We start from the raw sequence: 18,951 nt of genomic DNA on the forward strand, positions 1-18,951 counted from the left end.
TTTTGTTTACATTTAGGTTAATCTTTTGATTTTCATTAGAATGAAGGTAGTTATTGAGGCCATAGGAAAGTTCTTTTACAAGTTTCTAAAGAAAAAGGAAAGCTTTTATCATTCCTTGGATAAAAGTGAAGGGAAGAAAATCCTTTTTCTTTTGACCTGTATGACCCCTGTCGCTTTCATCGCAGCCTTCACTTTTTCTGATACCTTCAAGACACAGCTTTTGATTTTCACGGGGTATTTGTGCATGGCCTTTCTGACCATTATTCTTTCCGCTGGCTACCAGTCAGGGCTAAAAAGATTCCATCGGGACAAACATGGATTGGAAATGATCAAGATCAATCTTTACGGAAAGGATTTCCCAAAATTATTGTTGACGGATGAAGATTTGGATAATTTTCATTTGATATTGATGGGATATATTCCCCAAATCAAAATAAACAATCGTAACCTCATAAAAAATGGTAGCTCGGCCAATTATTTCTTTGTGTTTTCTTTAATGCACCGTTTTGTCAGGGATGGAATAATTGACATCGATACAGCTCGTCGGAAAATACTCTTCGAAATAATCAGAGAATCGTTCTCGATGAACGGGAATCCTGTTAATCCCAATACGCTGGAATCAAGTTTCAGTCGATGGAACACTTCAATGAAGGACAAGCAACTGGTGGTTCTTGAGCATGAAAAGATAATTGAAGTGTTCGGAGAACAATAAACTTACCGCAATTCTTTGACAAGCGCCATTTATTGTTCCAGTTAACGTGATTAGCTTTCCTATGTTTGCCTAGCGCATTCACGGTAAAGGCCTTTACTCAATCATTAATTTAAATCGAAAATCTAATGACTGAGGAAAAGAAAGTCGTAGGACTATTAACTGAAATTAAAACCTTGCTTTCCCAAAACAAACGGGTAATGAACGTAGATGATTTGGTGGCCTATACGGGCCTGTCAAAAAGTAAAATCTACAAACTCACTTCACTCCGCTTGATTCCCATGGGCGAAAACGCCCATGTGCGACAAAAATTTTTTGACAAGGAGGCTATTGATGCCTGGCTCTTGGGTAAACCAGATTTATCCGATGAATTTTTGGAACAAAAGTTCAATGAGCAGCTGTTGAAAAGAAAAAGGATTTAGCTCCAGAATAAGAAATCACAATTATGGAAACAATCCCCTACGTAAGGGTGGGCACGACGTATTATAAGTTGGTAAAATCGCCCACTATCTCAGGCCATTTTAACGAACAACTGGTTTCGTGGAGTGAACACACCATTAAGCAAGACCATGGTAAGGATTTTTTGAGCAAGGTTCCAAAATATGATGGTTTCACTTGTATTCCCAACCATATAGATTTCAAAAAAGAACACCATGGCTTCTATAATATTTACTCTCCGTTAAGCTTTGTACCAAAGGAAGGCACCATTGATAAGACGTTACAATTCTTGGAGCACATATTTGGCGGCCAAAAGGAATTGGGATTGGACTACCTACAACTATTATACCTAAGACCCATTCAGATTTTACCCATTTTGTGTCTTGTCTCTTCAGAACGCAGTACAGGAAAAAGTTCTTTCTTAAAGTGGCTGAAGGAAGTCTTTGAAAATAACCTTACCTATCTCACGAATGATAGCTTTGGCAGCCAGTTCAATGCAGATTGGGCCAATAAGCTTTTGATATGCATCGATGAAGTATTGTTCAATAAAGAGGAGCTGACCGAGCGCATAAAATATCTGAGTACCACCAATAGAAATAAACTGGAGGCCAAAGGGAAAGACAAACGTGAAGTGGAGTTCTTTGGTAAGTTTATCCTCTGCAGCAACAATGAGGATAACTTCATAAAAATTGATGGAAATGAGACCCGTTTCTGGGTTCGTAAAATTCCTCCCATCAAAAATGAGGAAACAGACTTTTTGGAAAAACTCATCGCTGAAATCCCAGCATTTCTATCTTATCTGGGCAATCGTAAAGTCAGTACAATCCAATCCACTCGAATGTGGTTTTCGCCAAACCAACTATTTACACCAGCGCTTAAAAAGTTAGTGAACAACAACCGTAACAGAGTAGAAAAAGAATTGGCCAGTCTATTACTTAGTGCCATGGACAAGTTTGAATTGAACGAAATCCAATTATGTCCCATGGATGCCCTGCACATGCTCAACAAGACCAGGGTGAAGACCGACCTTACCCAATTACGTAGACTGCTGAAGAAAGATTGGAAATTGGAAAACCAGAAGAACTCAAACAGCTACCAGCGGGTGACCATTTGGAACAACGGCGAAATCAATTTAGAGGATGCAAAAGGCAGGTACTTTTCCATCTCCAAGCATTTTTTACTAAAAAATTTTGATGAAATGATGATATCCTAAGAACATCCCTCTGTTTATCGGATGTAAATCCGTCATCACTTTGTCATCATTCCGTCATCAAAACAAAGAATGATGACAAAGCCAAAACCAAGAAAAGAAGAAACGATGAAACGATGAAAAAATGATGAAGCCAGTAAGACCAACAGGAATAACCCTTTTGAATGATTCTTCATCAAATCATCAAAATTTAAATGTGTTAAGAGCTATGAAAGAAAAAAGATTTAACTGCGAAAGAGCCCGTACCGTTAGCATCGTTGACACGATGGCAAAGCTAGGGCACTTTCCAGTGAGAGAAACGGAAAAAGAAGCTTGGTTTCTGAGTCCGTTCCGGTCAGAAACCCAAGCCTCTTTTAAGGTCTCCAAAACCCTGAATAGATGGTACGACCATGGTGAAGGCCTTGGAGGAAATATAATCGACCTTATTTGCCGATTGAAAAGCTTTGGTGTCGGCGAAACCTTGACATGGCTCCAAGGCCAAACAGGTTCTTTTTCTTTTCATCAGCCCCCAAAAGTTGTGACAGAGAAGAGAATCAGTATTAATGATATAAGGCCAATTAGTCATGTGGCATTGATTGATTACCTACAAAAGCGTCAAATCCCCTTGACCCTGGCCTATGGATATATCAAACAAGTACACTTTGGAATAGGTAAAAAATCCTTTTTTGCTCTGGGGTTGCAAAACAAAAATGGAGGTTGGGAACTACGCAATTGTTTTCAAAAATATTGTGCATTTCCTAAGGCCATCACCATAATAGAAAATAATAATCCAAGCCTTACCGTAGTTGAGGGAATGTTCGATTTTTTGTCGCTTTTGGTCATTCAACCCAAATGGTTCGCTGAATCGGATGTGCTTGTTCTGAACTCGCTGGCCTTTGCTAAAAAAGTCAATTCCATCCTAGAAAAATATTCCGGCCTCAATCTGGCATTGGACAATGATTGTGCAGGAGATAAAGCAACCCAATATTTAATCGGATTATATCCAATAGCCGAAGACCGAAGAAATTGCTACGCTGGATTCAAGGATGTAAATGAAAAATTGATGCATCATGGGCAGGAGTAATTTGGAAAAAGAATTTGATGCACTTGAAGCTGCAATACATGGATGGGCGAAAAAAAATAACGTGCCAATTACCCAAGAAGAAACTGAACCTACTGTGACATTATCAGAGTTGACTGATGAGGCGCGTAACCTGAAACGTAATTCTGTTAAGAATTCGAGATGTGTGTCTGTGGACACAATCTCGCCTGCTCCCGATGGTCGCAGGGAAAAAAAAGAGTCGTTTAAGGGGAAAACCCAGTTGGTGAAATTCCGTTGTACCACGTATGAAAAAAAGTTGCTATTGGCCAAGGCCAAGCTTTGCGGGCTGTCGTTAAGTGAATTCCTTCGCAGGGCGGCCATGGAACAAGCTACAATTGAACGGTTGTCTGATGAGGAAATCGAAATCTATCAAATGTTGGCCAAATACCACAACAACTTCAAATCAATTGGCAATATGTTCCGGAAGAAAAGTCCAAAGCTGACCGAAATGGTCTACGAAACTGCTAAGCAAATCAAAGAACACCTTAAAAGATTCAGCAAATGATTGGCAAGGGAAAATCCATTTCACATACCCGTGCCTCCATGGGTTATGGTTGGAACCAGGAAAAGAATGCCGAAGTGGTACTCAGACAGCACTTGGTCGGGGAAAACCCCAAAGAGATTACCGAGGAATTTCAGCGCATACAGGATTTGAACCATAACTGTGAACGCAACACGCTATCTTTTGTGCTCAGTCCGACAATCAACGATGGGCAACGTCTAAAAAAACAAGAGCTTGAAAGGGTCGCCAAAGAGTTTATGGATAAAATGAAGCTAGGGGAACGACAAGCCATTGCATTTGTCCATAGGGATAAAGAGCATACCCATATCCATTTATATGTGAACCGTATCGACTTTAAAGGAATCGCCTATAATGACAGCTTTATTGGCAAACGGAGTCAACAGGCCGCAGAAAAAGTTGCAGAAGACTTGCGATTGACTACGGTAAAGCAGGTACAATTTGAGAGAGACTTTCAGACCAAGGAATTGCGTAACGAAATCAAACGAAGACATGAACTGACCCTGAGACATCAAAAGCCCAAAAATTATCAACAGTATCTAGAAGGAATGAGGGCCAATGGGGTTGCAGTCATTCCCAGCATCAATAAACAAGGTAAACTCCAAGGCTTTCGGTTTGAATTTCAAGGACACAGTTTTAAGGGAAGTGAGATACATAGGAATATGGGTATGGCTGGAATTGGGAGACAACTAACGCGCTACAATACACCAAATAGAATCATCTCGCCAAAGAACACTATCAAATTGTTGGACAAAGTGGTCCCGGTTCCTCAGAAGCTAGCAATATCCCTTGCCAAAAAAGCAATCAAGAAATCCATTGACCTAGGAATGGGTATTTAAATTCTATGCCATGAATAAACTTGAAACGATTACACAACTTTTGGTCAACGAGTTGACCGATTTTGAGGCCAATGTAAATAGACTGGAAAATGGTCTCCAGAGGGCCGAGGATTTAAAGGTCAAATTTGACCTGGCTCCCATTGATAACTTAGTATCTGAACTAAAAAGTTTTCAGCAAAAGGAAACCGAAGATCGGGAAGCCTATGTAAATAGATTGAACAGAAAATTAGAAACTGCTAAAATCTATCCGAAATGGGCGGTGATTACCTTTATCATTTCCATGGTTGTTTCTGCAGTAGCAATCTTGTTCGGCTATATCCAATACGAATCCAAACAGGACATAAAAAAAGAAGCATATAATCTGGGAATGGAAGCCTATCAAACGCATCTGAATACGTTTTTTGAAGAGCATCCAAAAACCTATGAGGTTTACAAGGATTGGAATAAAAAGCAATAAGCAATTCCTTACTATCTCAAATGCCTTTAAAAAGATAATCCTTGTGCATGTTTTTATAACGTGCACAAAAAAATCGATTATTTGTGCATTAAATGGTTACCTCCTTTTAAAAGTGAAAATGGTAATTTCGTTTTCTAACCCAATATGTAACGGTTAAGACTTAATCTGACAACTTATTCTAGAATTCCTTGCTTAATTTCACTTATAATTTTTTGTATTTCCTCTAAGGACTTATTCATATGTATTGCCAAAATCGTTTCGGCACTAGATGCTTTAGGTTTTTCCTTAATTGCTGTCTCCAAGACACCCATTATAGTTTTGAATAATTTATCATTTGAAGCCAAAATAGGTTTCATGTTTCTCCCTATGATTCTTGCAGCTGCTATGGTCATTTCAAAATTCTCGACTTCAAATAAATCCAGATGCTTTTCATAAGCTTCTTCTTCATAAAAATCCCATCCTGAATTTAAGAGCAATGAGATGTCTTCTAAATCTTTGGTTCTATGTTTTTTGTCATTCCATGAAACGAGCTTCAATATTATTAGGCCTACAACCGGTGACGTAGGCAAGGAGAAACCTGCTTCAGGGATTTCGATGTTTTCGGCATGCTCACCTACTTCTTTAAATCCTAACACTGATAGTGATATGTCTCTTTCATCAAAATTGACGGTATAGTTCTGTTCAATTTTTCCGTAGGGCATTAAGTCCAAAACTGTATTGGTCTTATCATAGATAAGCCTATAGTTTTCATTGGTTTTTCTAAAACCTCTTTTGCAGAGCTCTTCAAAAATTAAATCATAGACTTGAAAATCTGGAACCATCACTGCAAAATCAATATCGGCGGTACCTCTTGTCGGCTTTATTCCTGCTTTGTAAAGCTGAACATCTCTTGCATTAGCACCTACCAAATAGTAGGTTATATCATTTTTGATAAAGACTTCCTCTAAAGCTTGGTATACTTCCCCGTGATTGGCAAAGGAATAGTCTTTATAAGTTAGGTTTGATGTACTCATCAAAAATGATTTTCGCAGTTTCTATATTTCTTTGGTTACCGCTGTAGATAAGTTCTGCATATATCAGAAGTGGATGAGCCGCAATTTCATGGTCTTCATAATTAGTTTTACAGGAACCCAACTTCCAAAATGGACGATAAACGCTTATTTCCCCGCCCTCCTTGGGCAGTAGTTTGTAACTTTTAATCAAATCTTGTTTGGGTCGGTTTGTGAATAGCGTGTATTTTTCAGGTCTTAAATAATCGGTTAGCATAGCTGCCCCGGATTCCCCTCCCCAACGAGTCTCGAATTCAAGATTTGGCTCTTTAATTTCAAATCTATTTTTGGTAAAAGTGTATTGCCCTAAGTGATTAGCAGGTAGAATTTTTTCATTCAACAAGGCAACCCATTTTTCAAGTAGTTCTTCTCTTTTTATTAATTGGTACCTTTTGTCTTTATCCCATTTAACGGTAAAACCTTCTTTTAGTAATCCCTTTATAGTCTTGCTCACGCTACCGAGTGATACACAACTGATTTCCGCTAATCGCTCATATTTTTCATTAATCAATTCGGGGTTTTGTAATAAATGAAAAAGTATTTGTCCGCCTGCCCTGGTAAATACTTCAGAATAAACATTGTAAACGGGTTTTGCATTATCCTTTTCAACGAACATTTTCAGATGCTCCAGATTTAGATAAGTATTACCATAACTATCTATATAGTTTACCCCATTTGATTTCAGCGTTTCTTTAGATTTAGGGGTAATATAATCGGCAGCAACCAAAAGTGGCTTGTCTCTCCTATTTAAAAATATTGGAACATGATTTGGGCGTACTTCGGTTCGCATATCGGCATAAATGGCCTCCCCATTTAGCTTGAAGGTAATATCCGACTCAGCATTGGGAACTATGAATTTTTCGATTTTTACTTCAAAATCTATGTTGTTGAAAAGGTCTCTTATTTTCTGAAGCTCAATCATTTTTCATTTATTATTTATTTTCATGTTACATGAAAAAACAAATTTAATGAAAAAAGATGAGTCAATAACTTTATTCCTTTAAAAAAGCCTATCATCCCACCTAATAAGGTTCAAGAACATCATCCTTAGTATTTTTTCGAGTTAATTACCAATTTTTGGGTATGAACTCGAATTTTTCCTAATTGATTTATAGAGTTCAAATGGTGCCGTAAAAGGTGAATTTACGGAACTACTAAAAAAGACGGTAAATGGAACTGGTAATGATTTAAATAAGAACCCAATTTCTTTGTGCCTAAAATTGGCCAATTTATGGAGCGGTTCAATCATCAAAAGGACTTGTCACATTCAACAAAGTAGGTTCAGTAACTTGGGTATAAATCATGGTCGTCTTAATGGAATTGTGCCCTAAAAGTTTTTGGATGATTCTAATATCGGTACCATTTTCCAATAGGTGCGTTGCGTAACTGTGCCTCAAGGTATGCGCGGTGATGTTTTTATTTATTCTCGCCCTTTTGGCAGCAGCCTGGAGAAGCTTGTTGAAACTTGACGAAGAATACCTGTCTCCCTTTTGGCCTTCAAATAGGTATCGTTTGGGCGTATATTCTTTATAGTACTCACGAAGCATTGACAAGGTTTTTTCAGATAAGGGTACTATCCTGTCCTTGTTGCCCTTTCCTGATTTAATATGTATCACCATTCTGGATGAATCTATATCCTTGATTTCAAGTGCAATCAACTCGCCTACCCTTAAGCCTGCACTGTAGACCACGGCTATCATGCTCTTATGCTTGATGTTGTTGGCTTTTTCAATGATTTTAAGAACTTCCTTTCTTGCGATGACTACGGGGAGCTTATTTGGCTTTCTACTCGGAAATAGATATTCCAAGTTAATGTTCTGACCGAAAATTTCTCTGTAATACAGCTTCAAGGCCATCGCTACCTGTTTCTGGTAGGAATAGGATACTTTCTTGGTGTGTACCATATGATAGAAGTACCTGTGAAGTTCGGTTTCATCAATCTTGTTCAGTGGCTTTTCAAAAAATTGAGTCGCCATCTTTACGATGGAAGAGTAACTCTCTATAGTGTTCCTGCTATACCGCTTAACCTCCAATATTTTCACAAAATCAGGCAATGACATAATAATATGAAGATATCGATTTATAGTGAAAAAGTACTATTTTTATCCAACATCAATATGGTTATGCGGAACTTTCCGGATATCCAGTAGTTGGCAAACATTATGACCAAAGCTATTAAGAGAAAATTAATGAATAAGAAAATTATAATATTTATTACACTTCTAACCTTATCCTGTGGAACAAAAAAAGAGTTTTACGAAAGTGGTACTTTGAAAGCTAAAGGAAAGGTTGCAAATGATTTAAAAACCGGAATGTGGAAACAATATTATGAATGTGGAGAAATATTCCAAATCGGGAAATATTTGAATGGAAAAGAAACTGGCGAATGGAAAATATTTCACGAAAACGGACAATTGAGACAAATTGGAAAATTCAACAACGGAAAACAAACTGGCGAATGGAATTTTTATCATCCAAACGGAAAGAGAGAGGGAATTGGAACCTTAATTGACGGAAAAAGAAACGGAATTTGGAAATGGTATCATACTAATGGCTCAATTTATACTGAACGTGAATGGGACAATGAAAGATTAGTAAAAATAATTTCTTGCTATGATGGTCAGGGAAATGAACTGGATAAAGGGACATTCAAAAATGGAAATGGAACAATGAAAGTATATGACATTGACGGAAATTTATTGGAAACGTATAATTATAAGAATGGAAAATATGTTAAAGAATAACGTTTGCCAACATTGTATAACCGCAATTACGGCGGATTCGACTACCCTTCGACAAGCTCAGGGCAGGCTCAAGCGAATCCACTCGGAATTGCTAAAGCCAGTGCTAAACCGAAAATTAACGCATATTAACCCGTAACTGACGGTTATACGAGACCGTTGTGCTTCATTATAACCAACCAATAACCAATGATAAAATTCTTTAGAAAAATTAGACAAAAATTACTCTCTGAAAATAAATTCACTAAGTATTTGATTTATGCAGTTGGAGAAATTATTCTTGTTGTTATTGGGATATTAATTGCGTTAGGAATTAATAATTGGAATATTAAAAATGTACAACAAAAGGAGGCTAGAACATATCTGACAAGTATCAAAACAAATCTTATTCAAGATACTTTATCTTTGAATTTGCGTACACAAGATATAAAACAAAATATCCAAACTTTTGATTCAATAGCTAGTTTTATATATACGAATAAATCAATATCATTATTAGATTCAAAAATTACAGAAGCACTTTTTACTACACATCGTTTCATAACAGAAAAAAACTCTTTTGAAGACATAACATCAAACGGAAAGTTTGACCTTATTGAAAACAAAGAAATTAAAGAGGAAATTCTTTCATACTATAACTTCATTGAAAATACATCTTATAACTTTAATAATTCTTTAGATACTTATACAAGAGAAACTTTTGCACCATATTTTATGAAAAATTATCAACTGGTATACCCTATTGATTTTAATTTAAATCTCAAGGAAAATTCGAAGTTTGTAAGTGGAAATAAAAATGTTCTATTTGAATTGAACGCAATTAAATATCGCTATTTTATATTAAATGGATTAATTGAAGTTTATGCTGACATAAATACGAATGCGAATAAAATAATCCATTTGATTAACCAGGAATTAAAAAAATAACGAAAGCACAACAAAGTATATAAAAAATCCGCCCATTTTTGGCTATATTTAGAAACTCCCCAACCTTAATAACACATCATCTCGGCTGAAAAATTACGCCCGTAAACACAGACGTACTTTTCATATACGGGACCGTCAGACTGTCTCAAAACTTAAAGTTAGCTTTACCTTGTAGGGTTTGATATTCTTTATCTTTAAGTATGGAGTATCAACAGAAACAATCCCGGACCCAACTTGCCCTCTACACCACTTGTCTGGACGATATGATCGCCGAGGAAAATTCGGTACGCATCATTGACCGTTTTGTGGACGGTCTGGATTTACAGGCCATAGGTTTTGGGGCCATGGCACCGCAAGGTCGTCCGCCCTATGATCCCGCCGATCTCTTAAAGCTTTACATCTATGGATATTTGAACCGGATACGTTCTTCCAGAAGTCTGGAGCTTGAGTGTGCCCGCAACATCGAACTGATCTGGCTGCTCGGCAACCTAAGGCCCGACCACAATACCATTGCCCGTTTCAGGAAGGACAACCCCAAAGCGATAAAGCGGGTGTTCCGCCATACGGTGTCCATTGCCAAGAACCACGAGTTGATCGGCGCCACCCTTATTGCCGGGGATTCCACCAAACTCAGGGCACAGAACAGCAAAAAGAACAACTTCAACCTAAAGAAGGTCGCACGCCACCTTGAATACATCGATAAAAAACTCGAGGAACACCAACAAGAACTGGCCAAGGCGGACGGGGACGCAAAGGAAGAAATCCGTAAGTTGGCAAAAAACAGGGAACGGCAACGGGAAAGGTATGTACGCATTCAAAAGGAACTGCGGGCCGATACCTCCACGGAAAACCCACAGATCTCCACCAGTGACCCGGACAGCCGACACCAGATCGTGAGGGGCACCATTACGGAAGTCTGTTATACGGCACAGACAACGGTGGATGCCGACCATAAGCTCTTGATCGATTACAAGATCACCAACCAAAATGACAAAAAGGCCATGGGCGGTATGCTCAGAAGGGCAAAGGCCATTTTGGGGACCAACTCCTTTACCGCACTATATGACAAAGGCTACCATACCGGGAGCGAGTTCAAGGTGGCCAACGACATTGGGGTCGATACCCTGGTGGCCGTACCCGGTATCGGCCGTGCCAGCCAAGCACCAGATCCGGCATATAACGCCGAACATTTCAACTACGACCCGCAACAGGACAGCTATCGCTGCCCACAGGGCCATGAGCTTACCAGTAACGGAAACTGGTACAGGGCACGCAACTACCGGTTCAAGCAATACAGGACAAAAGCATGCAAAAATTGCCCGGTGCGCAACGGATGCACATCGGCAAAGCAAAATGGAAAGATATTACAGCGCAGTGAGTTCACCGCATTCATCGAACATAACGCCCGTAGGGTAACGGAGCAACCCGATATTTACAAAAAACGACAGGCCTTGGTCGAACATCCCTTCGGTACCATAAAAAGGCAATGGGGCTTTGACCACATCATCACCAAAAAGGGAATGCCCACAGCCGGTGCCGACTTTGGGTTCATTGCATTGGCGTACAATTTAAAAAGACTTATCAAATTGGGTTGGAAGCCCGAAATCAGGGCAAAACATCGAACGAACATCCTAAAAACGCTCCTTATCACCGTTAAAAGGTCGAAAGATGAGTTCTTGGCCCATATATCCGCATTTATGAAAATCCAACCTTCTTACAGGCAAATATCCCTTATATCCCAAATTGTGTAAATTTATTCAAAATCAAAGGTGGTTTTGAGACAGACTGCCGTTGTACACCATGCCAAAAAATGCTAAAAATGAAACGAAATCTGGTGATTTTAGGAATTTTAATGTTCTTTTTAAGTTGTTCGGAAAAAAAGAATGAATCGGAAAATAAGAATTCATCTGAGTTGAGGACTCTACTAAATGAACAGTTGAAATATTCGCATACCGAGGAAAATTGGTACGTACCTACCAAAATTGCGATAAATGGACTAACCCCAGAACAAGTGAACTGGAAGGACAGTACGGAAAATAACTCAATTGGAGGAATTGTCTCTCATTTGACTTTTTGGAATGATATATATCTAAGAACGTTGAAAGGAGAGGACTTTTCGGATTTTGATATAGATAACGACTCGACTTTTTTGATTTATAACCAGAAAGATTGGCAAAAGGTCACCAATAAATTGGATAGCGTCCAAATGGAATTCCAAAAATGGGCTGAAAATGCAAGTGAAGAGCAATTATCCGAAGAAGCTTTTGACATTTTGACCATGGTGTCTCATAATGCCTACCACACTGGACAAATAATTTATATCCGAAAACAAAATGGGTGGTGGAATAGAAAATAAAAGTACGGTGTACAACACGGGCTATAATTTATAGCTGCAATTCGTTAACTTGAAACTTATAAACCTTTGCCACGGCTGGAAATCTAACGATTTCCAACGCCACCACGAATCATAGCCGGAGCGTTGTGCGTCATATAAAAAAAACGAAAATTAAATGAATAAAATTACAGTCTTTTGCGGTTCAAGTTTCGGAACCGATAGTGAATTTGAATCTCAAGCTAAAGAACTTGGAAAAAAATTAGCTCTTGAAAATATTGAATTAATCTATGGTGGAGCAAATGTTGGACTTATGGGTGCTGTAGCAAATGGAACACTGGAAAACTCAGGAAAAGTAATAGGAGTCTTACCAAGTTTTCTTAAATCAAAAGAAATTGCTCATAATGGATTAACAGAATTAATTGTCGTTGATTCTATGCACAAAAGAAAAACTATGATGAATGACCTTTGCGATGGAGTTATTGCCTTACCTGGAGGTTTTGGTACAATAGAAGAACTTTTTGAAATGCTGACTTGGGGACAATTAGGGCTTCATAAAAAACCAATTGGAATTTTGAATGTTAATGGATTTTACGACAACCTAATCTCCTTTTTAGATGATATGGTTACTAAAGGACTTTTAAAAGAGGTAAACAGAAAAATGGTTTTAATTAGTAATGATATTGATGAGTTAATTAATAAAATGAAAACTTACCAAGCTCCAACAACTGGGAAATGGATTACGAAAGAAACAACTTGAAAACAAAATACGACCGCACAACAATGTGTATAATTAATGCGGGTTTTAGTGTTTAATTCAAAGTTTTGTGTGTTTTTACTAAGTCCGTCAAATCATTTTGATTTGACTTTTGATTAAAACAAGATAAAGGCAAACAAAATGTTTTGCCTCGTGCTAAACTGAAAGTCTATTGACTTTCTATTTCCGCACTAAACATACACGAAACGTTGTAGTGTCATAAAACGAACCTTTTTCGGCCCCATGAAATTTCAGTTCTAGAGACCTTTGCACTAAAAGGAGATTTTTTTTGTTAGATCTTGACACGTTCGCCCTATGATCGTACCTTTATATTGAATGGAACGGTACAAGAACACAAAAAAGGTACAGATGGGATTCTTCGACGGACACGTGGAGCGGCGCACCGCCAAGAACAGGTTTTTCAGGCAGTTGGATGCCCTTATCGACTGGGCCCCTATCGAAAAAGAGCTCAAGAGGGTCTATAAAAAAGGGCAGAAAGAGCGTGGCACCAAGGCCTACGGCCCCCTGCTGCTCTTCAAGATGCAGTTGGTCTCGGTGTGGTACGGGCTATCCGACGTACAGGTGGAGGAGATGGCCAACGAGAACCTATCGGTGATGCGCTTTCTGGGGCTTTCGCTCGAGGACGCCGTTCCCGACCACAGCACGCTCAGCCGTTTCCGCAGCGATCTTGTGGCCAAGAAGGCCTATGACCGGATACTGAAAAAGGTGAACGCCCAGCTCTCGTCCCACAGGCTTATCGTCCGCAACGGTTCGGCCAAGGTGGACGCCTCGCTGACCGAGAGCCCGTTCAGCCCCAAGGGGGCGACCACCTATGAGATGGCGGTCGACAGGCAGGAGGATGAAAGGGGGGACGGTGAACTTGAAAAGGAGGACACCTACCATATGGAAAAGAAAGAAGAGCAGCCAGGTGCCGACAACCAGGCACGCTGGGTGAAGAAGGGCGGTAAGAGCGTATACGGTTACAAGAAGCACATGGCCACCGACGACAACGGCATGGTACTGGGGGTGCACACGGTGCCGGCCAACGAACACGACAGCAAGGGACTGGAACCATTGATAAAGAAAATCCCAAGGACACAACGGAAAGAGGTCATGGCCGACAAGGGCTACAAGAGCAGGGCCAACGACGAAATGCTAAGGGAGAACGGGAGCAGGTCCCGCATCATGCACAAGGGATACCGGAACACCCCGCTGACCAAGTGGCAGACAAGGTACAACAAGGCCATATCGAAGACCCGGTGGGTGGTCGAGCGCACCTTTGGCAGCCTGAAGCGATGGTTCGGCAGCGGTGCGACAAGGCTCCAGGGTCTGGACAAGGTACACGGCATGCACGTCTTGGAGGCCATCGCCCATAATCTGAAACGTTCCCCGGGATTGGTGCGCCAAATGGCGGGATAATCGGAAAAAAGGGAGCCGAAACGCCATTGTAAAAGCGAAAGAACCAAGAAAAAAAGCGGGAGAAGGGCGAAAATCGAAGTCCAAGCCCATAAAAAAAGAACGAAAAAGAGAAAATCAAAAACTCATACAATTTTGCAAAGGTCTCTTCTAGTTAAAAAGCACTTCTACAGCATCATCTACAATTTCATTACCCAATTCTTTAAGGTATACTTGGGTAATCTTTATATCGGCATGCCCAAGCGATTCTCCAATAATGTCAGTAGCCACTCCTTTTTGTTTAAGGCAATTAGCATAACTGTGTCTGGCCACGTAGGAACTTAAGGCTTGATTGATACCACAGAGCTTAGCAATTTCTTTTAAACCCTTGTTATACTGGGCAAGGGTTTTCTTTTTTCGATGGTCCAATTGTAGCGGCGTTAGGTCGTTATAAAGGAGTATCGGAAATATATACTTTGTCCCCAGGGAGCGTTCTCGATAATAATCTAAAATAGCCCTTAAGGGTGGATTGATTTTTACAGAAAATGGACGTTTCGTTTTATTGCGGATATATCTAATTCGCTCTCCATGAATGTCGCTCCATTTCAAATCAATCATATCTGCAAAGTTCATCCCCCTAGAGTAGAAGCTGAACATAAAATAATTCCTGTGATTGACTAGGTGAGGGTATTTGGTCAAATCAAGATTGTGAATCTTATTAATCTGTTTCAAATTTAAGGCTCTCTTAATACCTTTCCCTTTTAGTCTTGATATTTTATAAACATGGAAGGGATGCTTTTCTACCTTGAAGATATTCCGTTCCATGGCTTTGTTATACATGGCTCGTATGGTTCTCATTTTGACACCAATTCCACCATCCGTTCCTCCCCTTGAACGCAGAAAAGCATCGTACTTATTTAAAAAGGTAGCATCAATCTCTGAAAAACGGAGACTTTTAAAACCAATGAACCGTTTGATTGAGTTAGAAGCATCGTGATAAAGCTTAGCGTTACCCATTCTGCCAGCGTCTCGCATTTCCTGTATAATCTCCTCCCAAAACCGGAATACATCTTGAGAAGCTGGATTGGTATCTACTCGAAAGTGTTTATCGAAATCGTCAAGAGTAAAATCTTCTTTTTCAAGCTCTAGATCATAATAGGTTTTTAAGGCTCTATCTTTTATTTTCAGAAGCACTCTATTCTTTTGGATATAATTCGCATTCTTTCCATTGAAAGAACCTGTATCTTCGTTCCATTCATCCAAATTGGTATTCAAAGGAGTGCGATAATATTTGGTTCTACGGTTTTTGGTGACCCTTAAAAAGATAGGAAATGAGCCATTGGATAATGCTTTTTTTCTTAAAACGACTTTGATTGAAGACATACTTTTCTGGTTTTGGGTACAACATAGGTACAACAAATGGGTACTTAAATGTAGTCTCAAGGAAGCTAAAAGAAAAGCGAAAAATCATAAAATACTGATTTTCAAAACAAAAGAAATCAAATGCAACCATTTGAAAACCAATAATTTGTGACTGTCACGCAGGGGGTCGCGGGTTCGAGTCCCGTCCAGACCGCTAGAATTCGTTGAAGAATTCGCAAAAAGCCTGTAAATCAAGTATTTACGGGCTTTTTTATTTTTTTTGATATCAAAAAATACCATATAAAACCATAAAAAAGGTGCGTAATTCGGTGCGTTAAAACACCCCTTTGAAAGACTCACCGCCATCGCTGTAATTGACTGTTAAAGAAATCTTTACGAAGAAATTTTAACATTTGATTTTACTACCTTCCGGTGAGTTTTTAAAATACTCACCAATGTCTGGAAAAATAAGTATCCTTTTTTACCCTAAAAAATCCGATACCGATACTGACGGAAAGGTTACGGTATACGCCAGAATAACTTTCAATGGAAAACGTGCGGAACTCAGTTTAGGGCGTCGTGTCGAGGAACAAAGATGGGATTCCCATGGTGGACGACTAAGAGGCACAAGTATGGAAGTGTCTAAGTTCAATCGATTTTTGGACACTGTCAAAAATCGGTGTTTTGAAATCCATGATGCCCTGTTAAGGCAAGATCAGGATATTTCCGCTTCCATAATCAAGAACATCTATCTGGGAAAGGAAGGCAAGGAATGGATGGTATTGGAAATCTTCCAGAACCACAATGATGAAATGGAAAGCCTGATCGGGAAAGGTTTTACCAAAGGAACATTGCAACGATACAATGCGGCCAAAAAACATGTATCTGATTATATAAAACATGCTTACCATCGGAACGACCTTCCTGTGAAAAAGGTAGACCATAAGTTTATCACAGGATTGGAATTCTTTTTGAAATCCAAAAAGAACTGTGACCACAATACCGCCATCAAGTATATTGTCAACTTTAAGAAAATCATTCGGATTGCCTATGCCAACCAATGGATAAACAGAGACCCTTTCTTTCATTGGAAAGCCACTTGGAAAACCAAAGAGAAACAATATCTGACCCAAGCTGAGCTAGATACATTGAAAAATAAAAAATCCTTTTTACCACGTCTCGATTTGGTACGGGATATTTTTGTTTTCTGTTGCTATACAGGTTTGGCGTATTCCGATGTGAAACTATTGAAACAAGGTGATATTATAATCGGTGTCAACGGAGATAGATGGATAAAAATGGCAAGAAAGAAAACCAAGGCCATAAGCAGCATTCCCCTACTCCCACCTGCGGAAGCAATTATTGAAAAATATAGTGAACATCCTTATGTATTGGATGGTAAAGGGGTTTTACCCGTGCTGACCAATCAAAAATCCAATGCGTACTTAAAAGAGATCGCAGATGTCTGTGGCATCCATAAAAACCTAACAACCCACTTGGCCAGACATACCTTTGCCACAACGGTCACTTTGTCCAACGGTGTATCCATTGCTTCAGTGAGCAAGATGCTTGGGCACAGTTCCTTAAAGACTACTCAGATTTACGCCAAAGTTCTCGATAGTAAAATTGCCAATGAAATGGATTTACTAAAGGAACGGTTAAAAGAACAAGAGAGCCAAAAACCAGAGAACGAAACTCCATCTAAAACGTAGTCAAGTCCCAAAGCCTTACCCTTAACTTTTGCGCATGGATCCTGTCGGGTTTTTGCAGCGTTCGGAAAGATAAGCGTGAAGTAAAAACACGATAGGGCGCAACTTACTTGGTCAACAACATAGAGCGCAGGTAACGAATTTAACTTTTCAAGTACCCTTGGCTCACCAAATCATCCTCATTTTTAATATCAAATGTTTTTGAATCTTTAATCAGTATCTTCTTATCGGCCACGGCCAAAACATCCCTATAGTAGTGGTCCGTAAGGATAATCCCTTTTTCCTTTTTCAAGTCGATAAGAAAATCCCGTATAAGGTCCTTGTAAAGAGGGTCGATCATTGAAAATGGCTCATCCAAAAAAAGAAAGTCGTGATCTAGGAAAGAAACCAATACCAATTCAAAATAACGGAGTTCCCCCAAAGACAAATCCTTGATGCTTTTATTTTGAATTCCATGAATTCCAGGGGCATAAAATACATTATCTTGACATCCACTGTCAGGAAAAAACATGGGGATTACCTTATTGACCTTTATATTTTTTGGAAGAAAGCTTTCCTGTGGAAGGTACCCTATCCTACAACTTGGTATTACCTCCGCAGGGTTTGTTTTGATGCCATCTATTTCCAGATTAATGGAGTCAGCTTTGAGAGTTCCATAAATACATTTGAGCATGGTTGATTTGCCTGTCCCATTACGACCAAAAACGCCCACTATTTCATTTGTTCTGCAACCAATACCAATATCATCAAGGACTTGATTGTCCCCAAAACTTTTTGATAAATTTTCAACTTTCAATTCAGCCATCAACTAAACATAAAATAGAACACAGCACAAACCAGCAGTGAGACAAAGGGATTGATAAGCAATGCCTTGAGCATCAACTTTCTTTTGGTAATACCCAAATTATAGAAAAAGTAGTACTGGTTTTTATGAATGATATTATATATGATTATGCCCAAAGCCAGGCCCAAAGTGGCAAAAACTAACGCTCCCAACAATGGCCCTAGTACAAGGGCTATGGCAGTAGAAAAAGTAAGGTTATAGATTAATACGTACTTGTAATAATTAAAATATACTTCCAAATTTTATAATTTATGGTCTTGCCAGTATTATCAAAAATATGGTATAGGTTTGCTCCTAAGGACGAATTTAACCCAATTTTAGCTACCCCTAATTTTAGGAGCGTAGCGGAAAAATGGGGATAGCAAGAGGGTAGCGCGCTAAAGCGACGCTACGACAACACATTTTTCCTTCAAACTCTTATTTCAAAGGAGTTTAGAAGTGCGATTATAACTATGTAAATCTTAAAAGTTTGGCGCAAAACCCACTGAATCCCTTATAAAAACTGAAAAAGTTTGGCGCAAACCCTTCATTCATCCATAAGTTTCACTTTACCTCGCTCAGTAGTATTAATCCCTGGTAAG

19 protein-coding genes and 1 pseudogene are annotated in these 18,951 nt (G+C 39.1%); 14 read left to right on the forward strand and 6 right to left on the reverse strand.

What is annotated here, in order from left to right; translation table 11 throughout:
• Positions 1 to 40 precede the first annotated feature (40 nt).
• From CRO15_RS14955 to CRO15_RS14985, 7 genes are all read left to right on the forward strand, one after another.
• Positions 41 to 712 (forward strand): hypothetical protein, encoded by a 672-nt coding sequence (locus tag CRO15_RS14955; RefSeq protein ID WP_097046669.1) that lies wholly within the window; start codon positions 41 to 43, stop codon positions 710 to 712.
• A gap of 125 nt (positions 713 to 837) precedes the next feature.
• A complete protein-coding gene (locus CRO15_RS14960) occupies positions 838 to 1,131 on the forward strand; it encodes a helix-turn-helix transcriptional regulator (RefSeq protein ID WP_097046670.1) in 294 nt (97 codons plus the stop codon).
• A 23-nt stretch (positions 1,132 to 1,154) separates the two neighbouring features.
• Entirely contained in the window at positions 1,155 to 2,360 is a 1,206-nt protein-coding gene (locus CRO15_RS14965) for a primase-helicase family protein (RefSeq protein WP_097046671.1), read from the forward strand.
• A 121-nt stretch (positions 2,361 to 2,481) separates the two neighbouring features.
• On the forward strand, positions 2,482 to 3,420 hold the full coding sequence (locus CRO15_RS14970) for a toprim domain-containing protein (RefSeq protein ID WP_243396986.1): 939 nt from the start codon (positions 2,482 to 2,484) through the stop codon (positions 3,418 to 3,420).
• The gene (gene mbpA, locus CRO15_RS19960) at positions 3,407 to 3,943 is read left to right on the forward strand and encodes a mobilization protein MbpA (RefSeq protein ID WP_243396987.1); all 537 of its coding nucleotides are present in this window, start codon (positions 3,407 to 3,409) and stop codon (positions 3,941 to 3,943) included. The genes CRO15_RS14970 and mbpA overlap by 14 nt, the downstream gene beginning before the upstream one ends.
• Positions 3,940 to 4,797 (forward strand): relaxase/mobilization nuclease domain-containing protein, encoded by an 858-nt coding sequence (locus tag CRO15_RS14980; RefSeq protein ID WP_097046673.1) that lies wholly within the window; start codon positions 3,940 to 3,942, stop codon positions 4,795 to 4,797. The genes mbpA and CRO15_RS14980 overlap by 4 nt, the downstream gene beginning before the upstream one ends.
• Positions 4,798 to 4,807: 10 nt before the next feature.
• A complete protein-coding gene (locus CRO15_RS14985; RefSeq protein ID WP_097046674.1) occupies positions 4,808 to 5,254 on the forward strand; it encodes a DUF6730 family protein in 447 nt (148 codons plus the stop codon).
• 173 nt (positions 5,255 to 5,427) lie between these two features.
• On the opposite strand, the gene CRO15_RS14990 is transcribed toward CRO15_RS14985, so the two are convergent.
• The 3 genes from CRO15_RS14990 to xerA all read right to left on the reverse strand — a co-directional run bounded on the left by CRO15_RS14990 (position 5,428) and on the right by xerA (position 8,363).
• Positions 5,428 to 6,267 carry a hypothetical protein gene (locus CRO15_RS14990; RefSeq protein ID WP_097046675.1) on the reverse strand — a complete coding sequence of 280 codons (840 nt, stop codon included), beginning with the start codon at positions 6,265 to 6,267 and terminating at the stop codon, positions 5,428 to 5,430.
• Entirely contained in the window at positions 6,242 to 7,225 is a 984-nt protein-coding gene (locus tag CRO15_RS14995; protein ID WP_097046676.1) for a type IV toxin-antitoxin system AbiEi family antitoxin, read from the reverse strand. The genes CRO15_RS14990 and CRO15_RS14995 overlap by 26 nt, the downstream gene beginning before the upstream one ends.
• Before the next feature lie 319 nt (positions 7,226 to 7,544).
• Positions 7,545 to 8,363: a site-specific tyrosine recombinase/integron integrase gene (gene xerA, locus CRO15_RS15005; RefSeq protein WP_136567480.1), complete on the reverse strand. Its 819-nt coding sequence runs from the start codon at positions 8,361 to 8,363 to the stop codon at positions 7,545 to 7,547.
• A gap of 102 nt (positions 8,364 to 8,465) precedes the next feature.
• Between xerA and CRO15_RS15010 the strand changes: the two genes are divergently transcribed.
• The 6 genes and pseudogenes from CRO15_RS15010 to CRO15_RS15035 all read left to right on the forward strand — a co-directional run bounded on the left by CRO15_RS15010 (position 8,466) and on the right by CRO15_RS15035 (position 14,479).
• Positions 8,466 to 9,047 carry a toxin-antitoxin system YwqK family antitoxin gene (locus CRO15_RS15010; RefSeq protein WP_097046678.1) on the forward strand — a complete coding sequence of 194 codons (582 nt, stop codon included), beginning with the start codon at positions 8,466 to 8,468 and terminating at the stop codon, positions 9,045 to 9,047.
• Between the two features lie 186 nt (positions 9,048 to 9,233).
• The gene (locus tag CRO15_RS15015; protein ID WP_097046679.1) at positions 9,234 to 9,971 is read left to right on the forward strand and encodes a DUF6090 family protein; all 738 of its coding nucleotides are present in this window, start codon (positions 9,234 to 9,236) and stop codon (positions 9,969 to 9,971) included.
• A gap of 200 nt (positions 9,972 to 10,171) precedes the next feature.
• Positions 10,172 to 11,560: pseudogene (locus CRO15_RS15020) on the forward strand (IS1182 family transposase); the annotation flags it as partial.
• Between the two features lie 230 nt (positions 11,561 to 11,790).
• A complete protein-coding gene (locus tag CRO15_RS15025; protein WP_165769968.1) occupies positions 11,791 to 12,327 on the forward strand; it encodes a DinB family protein in 537 nt (178 codons plus the stop codon).
• Between the two features lie 154 nt (positions 12,328 to 12,481).
• On the forward strand, positions 12,482 to 13,063 hold the full coding sequence (locus CRO15_RS15030; RefSeq protein ID WP_097046681.1) for an LOG family protein: 582 nt from the start codon (positions 12,482 to 12,484) through the stop codon (positions 13,061 to 13,063).
• 366 nt (positions 13,064 to 13,429) lie between these two features.
• Entirely contained in the window at positions 13,430 to 14,479 is a 1,050-nt protein-coding gene (locus CRO15_RS15035) for an IS5 family transposase (protein ID WP_207763917.1), read from the forward strand.
• A gap of 147 nt (positions 14,480 to 14,626) precedes the next feature.
• Here the strand turns inward: CRO15_RS15035 and CRO15_RS15040 are convergent, their stop codons facing one another.
• A complete protein-coding gene (locus tag CRO15_RS15040; protein ID WP_097046683.1) occupies positions 14,627 to 15,838 on the reverse strand; it encodes a site-specific integrase in 1,212 nt (403 codons plus the stop codon).
• Between the two features lie 434 nt (positions 15,839 to 16,272).
• Between CRO15_RS15040 and CRO15_RS15045 the strand changes: the two genes are divergently transcribed.
• Positions 16,273 to 17,529 carry a site-specific integrase gene (locus CRO15_RS15045; protein WP_097046684.1) on the forward strand — a complete coding sequence of 419 codons (1,257 nt, stop codon included), beginning with the start codon at positions 16,273 to 16,275 and terminating at the stop codon, positions 17,527 to 17,529.
• A 139-nt stretch (positions 17,530 to 17,668) separates the two neighbouring features.
• Here CRO15_RS15045 and CRO15_RS15050 read toward each other — a convergent pair whose 3' ends face one another.
• Positions 17,669 to 18,331 (reverse strand): ATP-binding cassette domain-containing protein, encoded by a 663-nt coding sequence (locus tag CRO15_RS15050; protein ID WP_097046685.1) that lies wholly within the window; start codon positions 18,329 to 18,331, stop codon positions 17,669 to 17,671.
• Positions 18,331 to 18,609 (reverse strand): hypothetical protein, encoded by a 279-nt coding sequence (locus CRO15_RS15055; protein WP_097046686.1) that lies wholly within the window; start codon positions 18,607 to 18,609, stop codon positions 18,331 to 18,333. Before CRO15_RS15055 ends, CRO15_RS15050 begins: the two co-directional genes overlap by 1 nt.
• Positions 18,610 to 18,951: the final 342 nt, after the last annotated feature.

Source organism: Flagellimonas pacifica (assembly GCF_900215465.1).
In the GTDB taxonomy this organism is placed as follows: Bacteria; Bacteroidota; Bacteroidia; order Flavobacteriales; family Flavobacteriaceae; genus Flagellimonas; species Flagellimonas pacifica.

Bases quoted from the DNA above. Each gene is read 5' to 3' on its own strand.
- xerA (WP_136567480.1), bottom strand. From the start codon at position 8,363: ATGTCATTGCCTGATTTTGTGAAAATATTGGAGGTTAAGCGGTATAGC.
- CRO15_RS14960 (WP_097046670.1), top strand. From the start codon at position 838: ATGACTGAGGAAAAGAAAGTCGTAGGACTATTAACTGAAATTAAAACC.
- CRO15_RS14990 (WP_097046675.1), bottom strand. From the start codon at position 6,267: ATGAGTACATCAAACCTAACTTATAAAGACTATTCCTTTGCCAATCAC.
- CRO15_RS15015 (WP_097046679.1), top strand. From the start codon at position 9,234: ATGATAAAATTCTTTAGAAAAATTAGACAAAAATTACTCTCTGAAAAT.
- CRO15_RS14985 (WP_097046674.1), top strand. From the start codon at position 4,808: ATGAATAAACTTGAAACGATTACACAACTTTTGGTCAACGAGTTGACC.
- CRO15_RS14980 (WP_097046673.1), top strand. From the start codon at position 3,940: ATGATTGGCAAGGGAAAATCCATTTCACATACCCGTGCCTCCATGGGT.
- CRO15_RS15035 (WP_207763917.1), top strand. From the start codon at position 13,430: ATGGGATTCTTCGACGGACACGTGGAGCGGCGCACCGCCAAGAACAGG.
- CRO15_RS15025 (WP_165769968.1), top strand. From the start codon at position 11,791: ATGAAACGAAATCTGGTGATTTTAGGAATTTTAATGTTCTTTTTAAGT.
- CRO15_RS15050 (WP_097046685.1), bottom strand. From the start codon at position 18,331: ATGGCTGAATTGAAAGTTGAAAATTTATCAAAAAGTTTTGGGGACAAT.
- CRO15_RS15045 (WP_097046684.1), top strand. From the start codon at position 16,273: ATGTCTGGAAAAATAAGTATCCTTTTTTACCCTAAAAAATCCGATACC.
- CRO15_RS14965 (WP_097046671.1), top strand. From the start codon at position 1,155: ATGGAAACAATCCCCTACGTAAGGGTGGGCACGACGTATTATAAGTTG.
- CRO15_RS15030 (WP_097046681.1), top strand. From the start codon at position 12,482: ATGAATAAAATTACAGTCTTTTGCGGTTCAAGTTTCGGAACCGATAGT.
- CRO15_RS15040 (WP_097046683.1), bottom strand. From the start codon at position 15,838: ATGTCTTCAATCAAAGTCGTTTTAAGAAAAAAAGCATTATCCAATGGC.
- CRO15_RS15010 (WP_097046678.1), top strand. From the start codon at position 8,466: ATGACCAAAGCTATTAAGAGAAAATTAATGAATAAGAAAATTATAATA.
- CRO15_RS14995 (WP_097046676.1), bottom strand. From the start codon at position 7,225: ATGATTGAGCTTCAGAAAATAAGAGACCTTTTCAACAACATAGATTTT.
- CRO15_RS14955 (WP_097046669.1), top strand. From the start codon at position 41: ATGAAGGTAGTTATTGAGGCCATAGGAAAGTTCTTTTACAAGTTTCTA.
- mbpA (WP_243396987.1), top strand. From the start codon at position 3,407: ATGGGCAGGAGTAATTTGGAAAAAGAATTTGATGCACTTGAAGCTGCA.
- CRO15_RS14970 (WP_243396986.1), top strand. From the start codon at position 2,482: ATGATGAAGCCAGTAAGACCAACAGGAATAACCCTTTTGAATGATTCT.